We start from the raw sequence: 14,923 nt of genomic DNA, 5'->3' as shown, positions 1-14,923 counted from the left end.
TGGGAAGCATGACTAGGTTGGAAATTGGTGACGTGCTGGAAAACCGTTACCGCATCGATCGCCCCATTGCCCGCGGTGGCATGTCTACCGTCTATCGCTGCGTGGACATGCGGCTTGGGCGAGCGGTCGCGGCCAAGGTCATGGACGAGCGCTATTCCGATGACCCAGTCTTTATCAAGCGCTTTTCGCGCGAGGCCCGCGCCATGGCCCGTTTGCAGCATCCCAACCTCGTGGCTATTCACGACTTTTCGGCCGATGGTGAACCCATCTACCTCATCATGGAACTCATCGACGGTGGTACGCTGCGCGAGCTTCTGGCCGAAGGCGGCCCCTTCCCGGTGCAGGCGGCCACCTCTACCCTGCGCAATGTTCTCCGCGGCCTAGAGGAGATGCATTCCACCGGGCTCATCCACCGCGACATCAAACCCGATAATGTGCTTATTACCTCCCACCACCGAGTAAAGGTGGGCGATTTTGGGCTGGTGCGCGCCACCAATGCCGAAGCCACGACAAACATGATTGTGGGCACCGTGTCCTACCTTGCGCCAGAGCAAGTAACAGGTGAGGAAATTACCCCGGCCTCAGATGTATATTCAGCCGGTATCGTCCTCTTCGAGCTTCTTACCGGCACCGTTCCCTTTTCTGGCGATACTCCCATGGCGCATGCCACGGCCCGCTTAAATTCCGACGTCCCCGCGCCGTCGTCGCGTATCTCTGGTGTGCCCAAGCTTGTCGACGCCCTCGTGGCCACCGCCACCGCCCGTGATCCCCGTGAGCGCTTCTCCGACGCCGGCGAGTTTCTTGAAGCGCTCGATGATGTCTGCCGAGAGCTCGATCTCCCGGACGTGACCATCCCCGTGCCGAGAAACGCTGCCGCGGCGCGCACGGCACAGGCTCCTACGGATTTTTCTGGCACAGGAGCCACCGAAATCTTTGAGCCCACCCGCAGCATCTCGCAGGACGAAACGGAACATCTTGACGGTGGCCCGACAGAAGTCATCCCGCCGCAGCGCCTTAGTTTTGAAACAAAACTGGATATGCCTCAGGCGGGGGCCGCTCCAGGGCCGCAGCCGCAGCCGCAGCCATATTCCACGGCCGAGTCCCCCCTCGAACCGTTTGCCCCGGCAGCCGCATCTGCGCCACCACCGGTGCCGGCGTCTGTCCCTGAGCAACCGGTCCACAGCGCACAAGAAGAACCCGCCGAGCGTCCGCTGACCAACCGCAATCCGCTTTCACTAGTTCTTTTCCTACTAGTGGTAGCGATTGCTGTTGGCGCGGTGGCGATCGGCGGGTGGTGGTTCGGTTCTTCGCTTTATGGCATGACGCCGAACCTGTGGATTTAGTTACGCAGCATCTCCGCAATGAGGAAGGACAGCTCTAGCGATTGCTGTGTATTCAAGCGCGGATCTACGGCAGACTCATAGCGGCCCGGCAGGTCCACGTCGGTGATGTCCTCGGCACCGCCTAGGCACTCGGTGACGTCTTCACCGGTGAACTCGAGGTGCACGCCACCCGGATGGGTGCCCAGTTCACGGTGGACCTCAAAGAAGCCTTGGACCTCGTCCACAATCTTGTCAAAGTGGCGAGTCTTATAACCGTTGGATGCGGTGAAGGTATTGCCGTGCATCGGATCGGACTGCCAAACCACCTTGTGGCCTGAGTCTTCCACTGCCTTCACGATGGCAGGTAGAACGCTGCGGACCTTATCGTGGCCCATGCGCGAAATCATGGTCAGGCGACCAGGTTCACGGTTCGGGTCAAGCCTTTCCGCGTACTCCACGGCCTGCTCCGGGGTTACCCCTGGCCCCAGCTTGATGCCCACTGGGTTGCCAATCATCGCCGCAAAATTCACGTGGAAATCCTCGATACCACGAGTGCGCTCACCAATCCATACTTGGTGGGCCGAAAGATCGTAGAGCTTGGTATCGCCGTTATTATCCAAGCCCAAGCGCAGCATGGAGCGCTCGTAGTCCTTCAGCAATGCTTCGTGCGAGCAGTAGATATCGGCAGAGCGCAAGGTGTCATCGTGCACGCCGCAGGCATTCATAAAGTTCAGACCGTTTTCGATCTCACGGGCCAGGTCCTGGTAGCGAGCACCAGCGCGAGATTTACGCACGAACTCACGGTTCCACTCATGCAGGCGGTAGAGATCCGCAGTCCCAGACGAGGTTAGCGAACGTACCAGGTTCATTGCCGCCGAAGAGTTTGCGTAGGCGCGGATCATGCGGGCGGGGTCGTGACGGCGAGCCTCCTCGCTCGGCTCCACGCCATTGACAATGTCACCGCGGTAGTTCAACAGACCGTTGGAATCCGTATCAGAGGAACGCGGCTTGGCGTACTGGCCGGCGATGCGGCCCAGTTTCACCACGGGAACCGAGGCACCATAGGTCAACACCACGGCCATCTGCAGCAGCGTTTTCACATTGCCACGGATATGCGGCTCGGTATTTGACTCAAACGTTTCTGCACAGTCGCCGCCTTGCAGCAAAAAAGCCTTGCCTAGGGCAACGTCTGCCAGCTTCTTCTTGAGCGCTTCAATCTCGGGCGCAACCACGATAGGAGGCACGGATTCGAGAATTTTGCGCACGTTATTAGCCTGGGAGGGATCCCAGCTTGGCTGCTGCTTTGCATCACGCTTGATGACGTCTTGGAAGACTTCCTCGATGCCCTCAGGCAATGGTGGAAGGTCCGGGAGAACGCCTTGCGGAATATCTACTGTCCAACTCACACTGCTATTTAACCATTAAGGACCTATAGCGCGTTAGTTAAATTCTAGATATTGATTCTATTGCCCTTAGAGAGCGGAAGCACTTGGGCGCAGGCACGGAACTTGGCGAGGTTATGGCGGGCGTCGACAAGCGCATCATGGTTGCCCTTTGGCACGGCGGGCAGGCTTGGGCGCCCTGCAAACTCCCAGTACTGCTTGAGCTCGCGGGTATAGCGCGGCATCCGCCTAGGCAGCCCGGCCATATCTCCCCACAACTGCGCCAAAACCACGTGATCGTAGGCCCCCACCCACGCCCACAGCTCTACCGGAGTGGAACTTTGGGTCAGGAATTCAAAGACCTCCGTGCGAATGGTCTCTAAAGGCTTCCACACTGGATCCCGGGGGCTGGGCAACTTGGCTAATACATTATCTTTTACCCAAGAATTGGCCTTTGCCGGATCAAAATCCGTAGACACAGCGTAGTACTCGCTGCCATTCTCACCGACGATGCCGATGGAGACCAATTCAATGGTCTGTCCATCTTCGATAAATTCGGTGTCATAGAAGTAGCGCACGTCTCCCAAGCCTAGCGTCGCCTTATCCGGGGCGGTAAATTGGCCCCTTAAAGAGACGGTTGTACACTTCTGGCGTGAAGAAATCTGTGTGGTTTACTGCATTTCCCTTGTACCTATCTGCCCTCGTGGCCCTTTGGTGGCTGATTGATATTCCGGAGCTTTTCTCCGGCCATTTCTCCACCTACTACCACATTGACCTCGATGTTTACCGCGAAGGCGGCGCCGGCTTTGGCAGCGACTTATATGCCAAGGACTATCTAGTCGGCAGCAATCGCGATGTCTCTCTCCCCTTTACCTACCCGCCGTTTGCGGCGCTGCTTTTTGTCCCATTGAGCTGGATTCCCCTCACCGCCGCAAGCATCCTCATATCTATCGCTTCCTTTGTTGCGCTTTGGGGCTGCGTAGCCCTCGTTCTGCGTGCTTTGCGCTGCCCTGGCTGGGCAGGTTGGGCGCTTTTGGCTGCAATGCTTACTGAGCCGATCACGGAGACCTTTAGCTTCGGGCAGGTCAATATCTTGCTGACCGCACTTGTGGTGGTGGATATCCTCTGGCTTAGCCCCAGCCGTGGCCGCGGCGTGCTGACTGGTATTGCAATGGCTATCAAGCTCACCCCCGCAGTATTCCTCGCCGTATTTTTTGTCCGCAGGGAATGGCGCGCATTTTTCAGCGCGCTAGGCTCCTTCCTAGCCGCGGGTCTTCTTGCTTTTGCTTGCAATCCGCATAGCTCCATCCAGTACTGGAGCGATACGTTGCGCGATTCCAACCGCATTGGCGGCCTTGCCTATAGCTCCAACCAATCTCTGCGCGGATTCTTCAGCCGCCTAGCCCCAGAACACGCCGAAAAGCTATGGCTCGTAGCTGTTCTCCTCGTCATTGCCCTCGTCTGGTTTACCATGGAGCGTCTCTCTCAGGAGAACCAAGCAGTTCTCATGCTTCTGGCCGCATCAGTTTCGCTGCTGTGCTCGCCGGTGTCGTGGTCGCACCACTTTACCTGGCTCGTTTTGGCGGGAGTGCTTCTGGTAGCCCGGCGCCACTGGGGGCTTGCCGCACTAACGTGGCTGGCGCTTCTGGCTCGCGGGCACTGGCTCGTGCCTCATGCCAATGACCAAGAGCTAGGCTGGGTCTGGTGGCAGCACATCGTGGGTAATGACTACGCCATCGTTACTGCTCTGCTGGTTCTTTGTTCGCTACCATTGGCTCTACGACGGGCCGACGCTTATCAATCCGCGGTGGAACCAGCGTCCACCCAAGGATAGGTACCTTGCCCAGCGCCCAAAGTGCCACCGACGCCGCTGCCGAATAGAAAAAGCAGGCTCCAATCCAGAACCAAGTATTTTCCATGGGCCACGCACCGGCCAGGCTCACCGCATAGTCACGGTGGGCCATGAAGAACCCGAATCCCACCGTCATGCCGATGGGGTGGGCCAAGTAAATGGGCAACGTGTGCCGGCCGACAAACTTTACGAAGGTGGAAAGCGCCGGAATATGGCTGATGATGACCGCACCGACGATACCCGCTGGGGTTTCGAGCGTTTGCTCTGCAAAGCGAATCAAGAGATCTAAATCGCCCCGGCTGAGGATGTCACCGCCCGGCAGTGGCCACTGGATAGCTACGTCACCTTCGATAGCATTCCAGGTTTGGCGGAGGGACAGGCCCGCAATGTAGCTAATGATGGCCACGCAATATACCCATAGCGAGCCTGTGCGGAAGTTGGCCTTGAAGGGTGCTTCGGCGGCGTCGGCAAACCGCGTAATTGACCCACGCAAATAGGCCGCCCCCACGAAAATGGGCAAGAACATAATTGCCTTGCCGATGAAAAAATAGTGGTCCTGCCAGGCTATAAAAAGCAGCGGTGCAAAACTTAGTCCTATGCCCGCCCACGCTGGCAGCTTGCGCACGGCCCACAAAAATATATTGAACAAAATGAGCGAGTGAATAAACCAAGCCATCGTGTGCCCCAAAAGCAGGTTATACAGTAGCTCAGTAACCTGGAGATAGGGATCACCGAAAACCCAGTGATACTCGATGCGCTTGGTCCATAGTTCAACGGTCATCCACACCGTATAGGGAACGAGGAAAAACCACAGGCGTCGAGTAAATAGCTCGCTAAAAGAATAGCGAAAAATCTTGGTAGAGAAATAGCCGGATACGAGAAAGAACAAGGGTAGGCGGAGCGGGTCCAGCCATACGTTTAGGGCAGCCAACCACGTTAGCTCACCTTCTGGAACTACCAGCGTGACGTGCAGTAGCACGACGCCAATAATGGATACGCCTTTAGCGGTATCTGGCCAAGCTAAGCGGGCCTTGGGAATAGTGATTACCTCCCCTTGTATTCTGCGCCGGCGGGGTAACCATGGCCAGCTTTGAGTGAAGCCTTCACATCGGAGGCGTACACATCAACATAAGGCTTATCGCTCATCTCGGCCAAATTGCGCATCACAAAATCTGTAAAGGCGCGGATTGTCTCATGCTCATTCGGATTCATCCCGCGCTCTTTGGCCCACTCATGCGGCCAGATGGCGTCCCCTACCCGCACGCCGACCTTGAAGGGGCGAGGAATCCACGAGCCAATGGGATTCGCTTTGCGCGAATTGATCATCGCAATGGGGAAAACAGGCTGGTTAGTCTCCATCGCAATGCGCGCCATGCCGGTGCGGCCCTTATAAACGCGACCATCCGGAGAGCGGGTGCCTTCCGGGTAAATACCGAAAAGGTCCCCGCGGGACAAGATGCTTTCTGCGGTTTGCACAATGGCATCGCCAGCGTCTTCACTATCGCGCTCGATGGGGACTTGGCCTACCGAAGTAAAAAACCACTTCTGCAAGCTACCAACGAACCCAGGGGTGGTGAAATATTCCGACTTAGCTGGAAAGGTAATCTGGCGAGGGCATACCAAAGGAAAGAAGAAAGAATCCATCACAGCTTGGTGATTCGAGACCAAAATCGCGGGACCTTCCGCTGGGATCTTTTCAATTCCCTCGGTCCACGGGCGATTCCATACGCGCAGGACAGGTCCGAAGAATATGTACTTAAATGCCCAGTACCACTTGTTTTTCATCGCCAGGTCGTCCTTTGTTCGTTCTAACGGCCGCTGCGGGCCAAATCGGCTACGCCAATCATACCCGCTGCAGACCCCAATTCCGCGGTGGCAACACGTGCGAGGGGGCGATGCCCTGCCCCGACAATATCTTGCCCCATGGCTTTGGTGGCCCCTTCGAGGTACAAGTCCGCGTCTTGAGATACGCCGCCGCCAAGCACTATGAGCTCTGGATCGAGGACATCGGCCACAATGGACAGGCCTTGGCCTAGCCACCGGCTGAAGTCTTCCATCACCGCTACAGCAAGCGGGTCTCCCCTACGCGCTGCCTGGGTAATTTCTTTACCTGTAGGCTCCGCCGGCAACGAAGTCTCATAATGTTCACGCAGATCGGCGCAGGTATCCGGCAAGGCAGTCCCGGAGGCATAACGCTCCAAACAGCCACGCTTGCCACACGAGCACTGCCGCCCATTAGGAGACACCACGATATGCCCAAACTCTGGTGCGGTGCCGAACGCACCGCGGTAAATGGTGTCATGCGTCATCAGCGTGGCGCCGATTCCGGTTCCCACTGCGAAAAAGACCCAATCTTCCGCGCCACGACCAGCACCAAAGCGCCATTCTCCCCACGCAGCAGAATTTGCATCATGCTCCAAGCGCACGTGCATGTCTAGCTTGCGCGAAAGCGATTCCTGCACGTGGGCTTGCCGCCATGGAAGATGCGGGGCAAAGCGCACTACTTGGCACGAAGGATCCAGGAATCCCGCCAATGCGAGGCCAACCGCATCCACCGCATATTCAGCGCGCAGCTCCTCGACGATACCCACAATGTCCGTTTCCAGCTGCTCGGCGTCCATAGAAGTGGGAACCGTACGGCTCGCGAGAATTTCCCCCTCCCGCGTGATCACTCCACCGCGCACGTTGGTGCCACCGACGTCAAAGCCGATAGTGAGATCGGCGGAGTTGTTCTTAAGCATGCATAACAGAATATACCGACAACCTGGTTAGGGTCACATCAGGACATCAGACGACGCAATCGCTGACCCATAATCCGCCAGGTCCACTGAGCTTCTACATGGCGACGCCCCGCCTGCCCCATGCTGAGCCTACGCTGTGGATTCGCCAAAAGAGACTTTACTGCCTCTGCCAGTTCCTGCACCGATGCGCCATTGACGACGACACCGGTATCCTCCGTCACTGTCTCCGGTGCTCCGCCGGAGTTTCCGGCAATAACCGGCAGGCCGCACGCTTGGGCCTCCAAGTAGACAATGCCCAAGCCCTCAACATCCAGACCACCGCCGCGAGTGCGCGCCGGCATGGCAAAGATATCCGCCGCGTGCAAGGCAGTCTCAATGCTTTCTGCTTCTTGAATCACTGCATCCGGGCAGTAGATATCCGCCAGTTCTTCTAAGACCCGGCGATAGCGCCCGCGCCCGATAAGAAGTAGCTGTGCATCGGGGAATTCTTCGCGTACTAAGGGCATGGCGCGTAGGAGCTGATCTTGGCCTTTGCGGGGTACGAACCGCGATATGCACACGATAGTCGGCCCGCTGACACCGAACTCAGCCTTTGCAGCTGCACGTTGCTCCGGTGTGGCCGGGAAAAGTCCTTCTACACTCACGCCGGAAGGCAAATGCTCCCACCGCGGATTCGGCCCAAATGCTCGGCGCAACCGACGCAGGGTGTATTCAGAGATATAAGTAATGACGTCGGCGTGATTACCAATGCGGCGCAGGCACTGCCTGGCGACGGGCAGCATCGACCACCCCACCTCGTGTCCGTGGGTTGTAGCAACCACACGGGTGGCTCCTGCCTCTTTAGCGGCCTTGCCCATCAAGGCAAGGGGCGCAGCTGCACCGAACCACACGATGTCAATGCCCTCGGCGCGGATAATCTCCTGCATGCGGCGCACTGTGGCCGGCGTCGGCAGCATCACTCGGCGAGGCCAACGGATAACCTTGTAGTCCACCGCGGCGTCGAATTCCGCCGGCGACTCCTGAGTCGAGGCAAATACCACGACGTCGCGTGGATCTAAGGTTGCTAAAAAATCCCGGAGGTAAGACTGAATCCCGCCGATCTTGGGCGGAAAATCATTGGTTACCAGCAGAACGCGGGCCACTTAGTACCGCGCCGTTCCGGTAATCGGCATGGACTTCAACGGCACCACCTGAACAGGCACGCCATAGGTAGAGGCATGGACCACCTGCCCATTACCGATGTACATACCAACGTGGGTGACACCAGGGTAATAACCCACAATATCGCCCGGCTGTAGGTCCTCCAGCGGTACCGAGGTACCGCCTGCAATCTGGGCCTGCGACGTACGTGGAATGGACTTGCCGATCTGCTGGTACGCCCAGAACATCAGCCCAGAGCAGTCAAATTGATCTGGGCCTGCAGCGCCCCAGCCATAAGGTGCACCCAGCTTCGACAGAGCAGCGGAAGCGGCACCATCAGCAACCTCGCCCAAATCCATATCAGGCTTATCGGTACCGCCGAACTGCCCTTCCCAGGCCTGGCGCTGTTGCTCATCGAGGGCGTCTACCTGCTTCTCGATGTCCTCTTGCTGCTTTTCCAGCTCCTCCTTTTCCTTGAGGAGCTTCTCGCGCTGCTCTTCTAGCGCCTTCTTTTCCTCGCGTACCTTAGTAGCGGCGTCAGCAGCCTTGTGCTTTTCTCCCTCCGCCGTCGAAGCGGCGCTCGCCTTTGCATCAAGGGTGCGCTGCGCTTGGCGGGAAAGCGCGCCGAGGTAACCCATGCGCTCAACTGCATCGGCAGGATTTTCTGCAGCCAGCGCCCCCGATACAGCGGAGCGAGAATCGCCGCGGTAGCGCGACTGAGCGAGGTCATCGACGCGGCTCTGCTGCGCGTTCACGTCACCCTTCGCCTCATCCGCCCGAGTTTGCGCCTCAGCGGCTGCGCTCTCAGAATCAGAGACTTCCGCCTGTTTTTCCTCGAGCTTGATTTCTAGCTCTTTTACTTCTTCATTCTTGGCGGAAACCTTGCGCGCAACCTCGCCAACGCGCTCCACCAACGCGTCCATATCTTCCGGGGCGTTTTCCTGTTGCGGCACCGCTTCCTGCGCAACTACCTGCGAAATCCCAGAAACCGACGACACAGCAAGAGCTGCCACGATTGCAGCTACGGGAAGTACTCGTTTAGACACGTAAGGACCCTCAGACTAAGAAGAATTTTAAAATCGCATTAACTATAGCGGGTTTTACCCCCTAATGCACAACAAAGCCCTCCCACGGAAGGGAGGGCTCTATCCGCTAGATATTAGAAGCGGACAGCGGAGTGAATCGGCATGTAGTTCATGTCGCGCTCCTGAACCGGAACACCGGAGTTCAAAGCGTCAATGATGGTGCCGTGGCCGGTGTAGATGCCGACGTGGGAAGCACCACCGTAGTAAGCGATAATGTCACCCGGCTGCAGCTGATCCAGCGGTACCGGAGTACCAGCGGAGGCCTGTGCCTGAGAGGTACGCGGAATCTGCTTGCCAGCCTGAGCGTATGCCCAACTGGTCAGGCCGGAGCAATCGAAGGCGTTCGGGCCTGCAGCGCCGTAAACGTACGGGGAGCCGATAACGGAGCGGGCTGCTGCCAGCGCCTTCTGACCAACGGTCTGCTGTGCCGGAGCTGCCTGCTTGTGGCCGGCGGCTGCGTAGTTGGTGTTCTGCTGGTGAGAAACCTGGCCCAAAGACGGAACGTAGCGGTCAATGTTCGGGACCTGGTCAATGTTCGGGACGTTTTCCAGACCTGCTACCTCGAAGCGGTAGTCAGTATTAGGTACGACGACCTCTGCCGCCTGTGCTACGCCTGGCGCAACGACAGCTGCGGTCGCAGCCAGTGCTGCGGTAGATGCGATTCGACGGGTGTTCTTAATGCCCTGACGACGGTGCTGTGCCATGAGAAAAACTCCAAATCTTCCTGCGCGCCTACTTCTCTACTAAGAGAAGCTCTGACCCTGGGGGACTAGCGTTCGTTGGAAATCCGTTCCTTTAGGATTTCCTCCGCTCGGCCCCTCAGTAGGAGGAGCCAGATGCGGCGCTGTAATTCTTCTGTTTAGATTGAGCACCTTTTCGGGCGGTAACTCAATGTCTCAAATAGGTTACGAAATCATTACAACCGATGTCCATTCGCTCTACCCAATTTCGCTTTGTTATCGCTTCGTTACCTTCCCTTGACCTAGACGAGACTTATCGCCCATAGAAGGAAATAAGTCCACCGCTAACAGAACTTATAAACCCACTACCTGCATAAATATCGAAGCTCAGACCACATCTCCTCAAAGCAGCACGTTCGCAAAGCAGACACTCAACAATTAAGCAAGTTCTAATTTGTGACTTTAGCCACTAACGCCTTTGATGGCCCTATCTAGCCGTAAGTTGACCCCTCCTACTCCACCGCAAAGTAGGCCCTTCACGGCAGTCGCATCTCCCTACATCGCCGAGCAGTATCGGCCTCTCGCCGCGTACAGATTTTTATAGTGAAGGTCACCGCGAGACTAGAAAATAGGGCGTTATTACAAGGAACTTGAGAAAGCCCCTACTAGAAGCAGCATCGAAGCCTGACTGCCCGTAGGAACAACGCCAAACGAAAACAACAACCCCGGCTATGAACGCCTGCCAAGGCACTCCATGGCCTCCTCACGCGTTTATCGTCTAAACATTGCTCCTCAATGCTCCAAGGCCGCCCACCGCGCAGGGGCTCCATTCCAGTACTCTTTCTGCGCTTCGGGATTACACCTCAAAACAACAGCCCCTAGAGAAGTACTGGCCCAGCAAAACGCAAAACCCACCCTTGCTCCTTCAGCAGGAGCAGGGTGGGTCTATGAGCGTGTTTCGAGTAATCCTCAGGAAAAGGGCTTAGATGCGGCCGTTTTCCTCGTCCTCGCGGCGGTTAGCCTCGTTGAGACGACGGAACATCTCCGCTTCCTCATCGTGGTTATCCGAGTGGATTTCATGGACGCGGTGCATGAGCGCCTCATCGTCAGGGCTAAAGGTGCCCTGAGTCTCGGAATCCGCCAAACCGAGCTGGTTGAGCTGCTTTGGAACCTGAGCACCTGCGTACTCGAGGGGAACTGGGTGACCATCGGCATCAACCGGGCCGAGCGGCTGGTGAACCTCAATGAAGGCACCATTCGGCATCTGCTTGATAACACCGGTCTCGATACCGTGCTCCAGAACCTCACGGTCGGAGCGCTGCAGACCAACGCAGATGCGGTAGGTCATGAAGTATGCAATCGGAGGCAAGATAATCAAGCCGATACGACCAACCCAGGTCATCGCGTTGAGCGAAATCTGGAAGAAGTGCGCTACGTGGTCGTTACCACCGGACAGCGTGACCAGCAAGAAGAATACGATGGCAGCTGCGCCGATAGCGGAACGGGTAGGAACATCGCGCGGACGCTGCAATAGGTTGTGGTGTGCATCGTCACCGGTGAACTTCTTCTCCAAGAATGGGTATGCCATTAGCAGCACGACCATCAGACCACACAGCAGAGCAACCCAGAACGCGGAAGGAATGGTGTAGTTGCCAATGTAGAGCTCCCAAGCTGGCATGACACGGGCAACACCATCAGTCCACAGCATGTAGATATCCGGCTGAGAACCGGCGGAGACCTGGGACGGGTTGTATGGTCCAAGCGTCCAGATGGCGTTGATGGTCAGCAGACCAGACATCAGAGCAAGTACGCCGGCGACCATCATGCCCATGCCAATTGCCTTGGTAGCAAAGACCGGCATAATGCGGACACCAACGACGTTGTTCTCGGCACGGCCCGGTCCCGGGAACTGGGTGTGCTTCTGGAACCAAACCATAATCAGGTGGGCAGCAATGAGGCCGAGGATGATACCCGGAATGACCAGAACGTGCAGGATGTAGAAACGGTCCAGCATCAGGTCAGACGGGAAGTCACCGCTGAAGATTGCCCAGTGCAGCCAAGTGCCGATAATAGGCAGGCCGAGGATGATGGCGGACATGATTCGCAGACCAACACCGGAAAGCAGGTCATCCGGCAGGGAGTAACCAAGGAAGCCCTCAATCATGCCCAGGAGGATGAGTGCGCAGCCGATGATCCAGTTTGCTTCACGCGGACGGCGGAATGCGCCGGTGAAGAAGATGCGGAGCATGTGAGCCACCATGGACATCATGAACAGCAGGGCTGCCCAGTGGTGCATCTGGCGCACAAACAGACCGCCACGAACCTCAAAAGAGATGTCCAGCGCAGTGGCGTAAGCGCGAGACATTTCCACACCGTTCAACGGTGCGTAGGTGCCGTCGTAAATGACCTTCGTAATGGAAGGGTCGAAGAACAACGCCAAGTAGATACCGGTCAGTACAAGAATGATGAAGCTGTACAGCGCCATCTCACCGAGCATGAAGGACCAGTGGGTCGGGAAGACCTTGTTCAGCTGAGTCCTCAGCACACCGGCGGCGCTATAACGCTCATCCATATTGTTGCCCATTTGGGCGAGTTTATTGCTCATTATGACTTACGCTCCCAGAATGCCGGGCCGACAGGCTCAATGAAGTTGCCCTGTGCAACGAGGTAGCCCTCGTCGTCCACCGTGATAGGCAGCTGTGGCAGTGCACGGGCTGCCGGACCGAAGACCGGCTTGCCGTAGTGCAAAGCGTCGAACTGCGACTGGTGGCATGGACACAGGATTCGGTTGGTCTGAGCCTCATAGAGAGAGGTCGGGCAACCGATGTGAGTACAGATCTTGGAGTAGGCGTAGTAGTCGCCGTGGTGGAAGTCTTCTTGACCTTCGCGCTCGATGGCCTTCTGCGCATCGTTGTGACGCAGTCGGATCAACATCACGGCGTTGCGGTTGCCGTGAATTGAGTGCATGTGGTGCTCGTAGACATCGCGCTCGGCATCGTACTTGTCGCCATCGTTGACGTCTTCTTCTGCCAGCGGGAAGACGGTCTCCATACCGCCTGCTGCCAGATCCTCCGGGCGCACGCGAACCAAGCGGGTAACGCCCTTAGTGCTGTAGTGCTCGCCGGTTTCACCGGAGTGCTTCTCAGCGATGGTACCGGTGTCGCGGGCCAGGTAAAGCTTGACACCTTCATTATGAAGGGTCCAGCCGGAGGTCCACAGAGTTCCGTCACCGGCGTAGTTCAGGTTGTGGCGAACCTTCCATGGGTTCTTGATTGCGCCGCCCAGCGGTGCAATCACAGTCAAGCCGAACAGAACGCCGGCTCCGCCCAGCAGACCCAGAACGGTCTTACGGCGACCAAGAGTGGAAGTCTTCCAAGAATCGTTCAGCAGCGCGGTCAGGGTACGACGGTCAACCTCTTCGGAAGGGCCGTCATGGCGACGCTGTACGGAAATCTCCTCTGGGAGGATCTTTTTAACGTACTGAACAATGGCGATACCCAACGCACAAATTGCGAGTGCGGCGGTAATACCCAGCAAAGGAGTGTAGAGGGTGTGCCAAATGTGACCCTCCTCCCCTAGCTGCTTGTACTGCCACGGCCAGAACAGGTAAACGCCGAGGAATCCCAGCCCGCCGATGACAGACAGGAAAAGCCAGATGGCGACGTTGCGGCCCGCACGCTTTTCAGCCGGGTCACCTTCAACCGGGAAGCGCTCCTTGCGGAACGCGACGGTGACATCATCGAGCTCGGTACCTAGAGCAGCGAGTTCATCGTTGCTCATCTTATCGAGCTCAGCATTAGTGTAATTCTTCTTTACATTGCTCATGAGCGCGATCCAATCCACATAGCGGCGGCGCACAGGGCGCTAATGCCGATAATCCACATTGCCAGGCCTTCTGCTACGGGGCCGAGGCTACCAAGGTCCCAACCTGCTGGGGAAGGAGTTTCCTTTGCAGACTTGAGGTAGGCAATGATGTCCTTCTTCTCGTCTGCAGTCAGCTGGCGGTCGGAGAACTTAGGCATGTTCTGCGGGCCGGTTAGCATTGCCTGGTAAATCTCCTGCTCGCTTGCCGGGGCAAGCTCAGGAGCGAACTTACCGGAGGACAGCGCGCCACCCTGGCCGGTGAAGTTGTGGCAAGATGCACAGTTCATGCGGAAGAGCTCAGAACCCTTCGCTACGTCTTCTGCTTGGATTTCGCCGTTGTAGTTAGCACCACGCAGGGATTCCTGGGCAACGCTTCCGTCATCGTTGTAAACGATGTCTGCGCCGCCACCATTGGCTGCTACGTATGCAGCCAATGCCAGAGTCTGCTGCTCGGTATAACGCGGAGCCTTGCGCTCTGCCTGCGCATCGTTAGACATCATTGGCATACGGCCAGAGTGCACCTGGAAGTACACGGAACCAGCGCCGATGCCAACGAGGGACGGACCGCGGCCTTCGATGCCCTGCAGATTGGCACCGTGGCATGTGATACAAGCGGTGTCATAGATGTCCTTGCCCTCCTGAACGAGGGCTTGGTCATCTTTTTCCGCCGTGGCGACCTGTGCGTCTGGGGTCAAGGCAGAAGCCAAGACGCCCGCACCGGACAGGCCAATCGCCAAAGCGAAGCCACCGGCGATGGTGCGCTTCGCCTTGCGGCGACGGCGGGTCTTCTTAGCCGCCGCAGTGGTCTGCTCCACTGCCACGGACTGCGAATTGTTATCCATCATTTTCCTTTAGAT

General features: G+C 57.3%; 13 protein-coding genes. 2 read left to right on the top strand and 11 right to left on the bottom strand.

The features are described 5' to 3' along the window. Positions 1–8: 8 nt before the first annotated feature. Entirely contained in the window at positions 9–1,343 is a 1,335-nt protein-coding gene (locus ACLI1L_RS04635) for a protein kinase domain-containing protein (protein ID WP_411708198.1), read from the top strand. Here the strand turns inward: ACLI1L_RS04635 and ACLI1L_RS04630 are convergent. Together ACLI1L_RS04630 and ACLI1L_RS04625 are read right to left on the bottom strand one after the other, a co-directional pair. Continuing rightward, positions 1,340–2,728, bottom strand: a complete 1,389-nt coding sequence (locus ACLI1L_RS04630; protein WP_023021186.1) for a class II 3-deoxy-7-phosphoheptulonate synthase — start codon at positions 2,726–2,728, stop codon at positions 1,340–1,342. The genes ACLI1L_RS04635 and ACLI1L_RS04630 overlap by 4 nt on opposite strands. Before the next feature lie 44 nt (positions 2,729–2,772). Beyond that, a complete protein-coding gene (locus tag ACLI1L_RS04625; RefSeq protein WP_049361060.1) occupies positions 2,773–3,282 on the bottom strand; it encodes a polyadenylate-specific 3'-exoribonuclease AS in 510 nt (169 codons plus the stop codon). Between the two features lie 74 nt (positions 3,283–3,356). Between ACLI1L_RS04625 and ACLI1L_RS04620 the strand changes: the two genes are divergently transcribed. Further along, positions 3,357–4,538: a glycosyltransferase 87 family protein gene (locus tag ACLI1L_RS04620; RefSeq protein ID WP_086587717.1), complete on the top strand. Its 1,182-nt coding sequence runs from the start codon at positions 3,357–3,359 to the stop codon at positions 4,536–4,538. Here the strand turns inward: ACLI1L_RS04620 and ACLI1L_RS04615 are convergent. The 9 genes from ACLI1L_RS04615 to ACLI1L_RS04575 all read right to left on the bottom strand — a co-directional run bounded on the left by ACLI1L_RS04615 (position 4,444) and on the right by ACLI1L_RS04575 (position 14,911). Next, positions 4,444–5,535 carry a hypothetical protein gene (locus ACLI1L_RS04615; RefSeq protein ID WP_411708197.1) on the bottom strand — a complete coding sequence of 364 codons (1,092 nt, stop codon included), beginning with the start codon at positions 5,533–5,535 and terminating at the stop codon, positions 4,444–4,446. The two genes, ACLI1L_RS04620 and ACLI1L_RS04615, sit on opposite strands and share 95 nt — an antisense overlap. A 65-nt stretch (positions 5,536–5,600) precedes the next feature. Next, positions 5,601–6,341 carry a lysophospholipid acyltransferase family protein gene (locus tag ACLI1L_RS04610; protein ID WP_086587379.1) on the bottom strand — a complete coding sequence of 247 codons (741 nt, stop codon included), beginning with the start codon at positions 6,339–6,341 and terminating at the stop codon, positions 5,601–5,603. A 23-nt stretch (positions 6,342–6,364) separates the two neighbouring features. Continuing rightward, positions 6,365–7,297 carry an ROK family protein gene (locus ACLI1L_RS04605; protein WP_411708196.1) on the bottom strand — a complete coding sequence of 311 codons (933 nt, stop codon included), beginning with the start codon at positions 7,295–7,297 and terminating at the stop codon, positions 6,365–6,367. A 38-nt stretch (positions 7,298–7,335) separates the two neighbouring features. Next, positions 7,336–8,439 (bottom strand): glycosyltransferase family 4 protein, encoded by a 1,104-nt coding sequence (locus ACLI1L_RS04600; protein WP_411708195.1) that lies wholly within the window; start codon positions 8,437–8,439, stop codon positions 7,336–7,338. Beyond that, positions 8,440–9,483, bottom strand: coding sequence for an NlpC/P60 family protein (locus ACLI1L_RS04595; protein ID WP_411708194.1), 1,044 nt, complete (start codon positions 9,481–9,483; stop codon positions 8,440–8,442). Positions 9,484–9,596: 113 nt separating this feature from the next. Next, positions 9,597–10,226, bottom strand: coding sequence for a C40 family peptidase (locus ACLI1L_RS04590; RefSeq protein ID WP_049361053.1), 630 nt, complete (start codon positions 10,224–10,226; stop codon positions 9,597–9,599). Positions 10,227–11,184: 958 nt separating this feature from the next. Beyond that, on the bottom strand, positions 11,185–12,807 hold the full coding sequence (locus ACLI1L_RS04585) for a cytochrome b (RefSeq protein ID WP_023021177.1): 1,623 nt from the start codon (positions 12,805–12,807) through the stop codon (positions 11,185–11,187). Beyond that, complete coding sequence (locus ACLI1L_RS04580) at positions 12,807–14,027, bottom strand: ubiquinol-cytochrome c reductase iron-sulfur subunit (RefSeq protein ID WP_411708193.1); 1,221 nt, start codon at positions 14,025–14,027, stop codon at positions 12,807–12,809. Before ACLI1L_RS04580 ends, ACLI1L_RS04585 begins: the two co-directional genes overlap by 1 nt. Then, positions 14,024–14,911 carry a c-type cytochrome gene (locus tag ACLI1L_RS04575; RefSeq protein WP_049361051.1) on the bottom strand — a complete coding sequence of 296 codons (888 nt, stop codon included), beginning with the start codon at positions 14,909–14,911 and terminating at the stop codon, positions 14,024–14,026. Before ACLI1L_RS04575 ends, ACLI1L_RS04580 begins: the two co-directional genes overlap by 4 nt. Between the last annotated feature and the right edge of the window lie 12 nt (positions 14,912–14,923).

Origin of the sequence: Corynebacterium sp. LaCa117 (genome assembly GCF_046717765.1) — a bacterium.
GTDB classification, from domain to species: Bacteria; Actinomycetota; Actinomycetes; order Mycobacteriales; family Mycobacteriaceae; genus Corynebacterium; species Corynebacterium kefirresidentii.
Note: the sequence above shows the minus strand (reverse complement) of the source record. Positions and strands in the feature narration are given on the sequence as shown.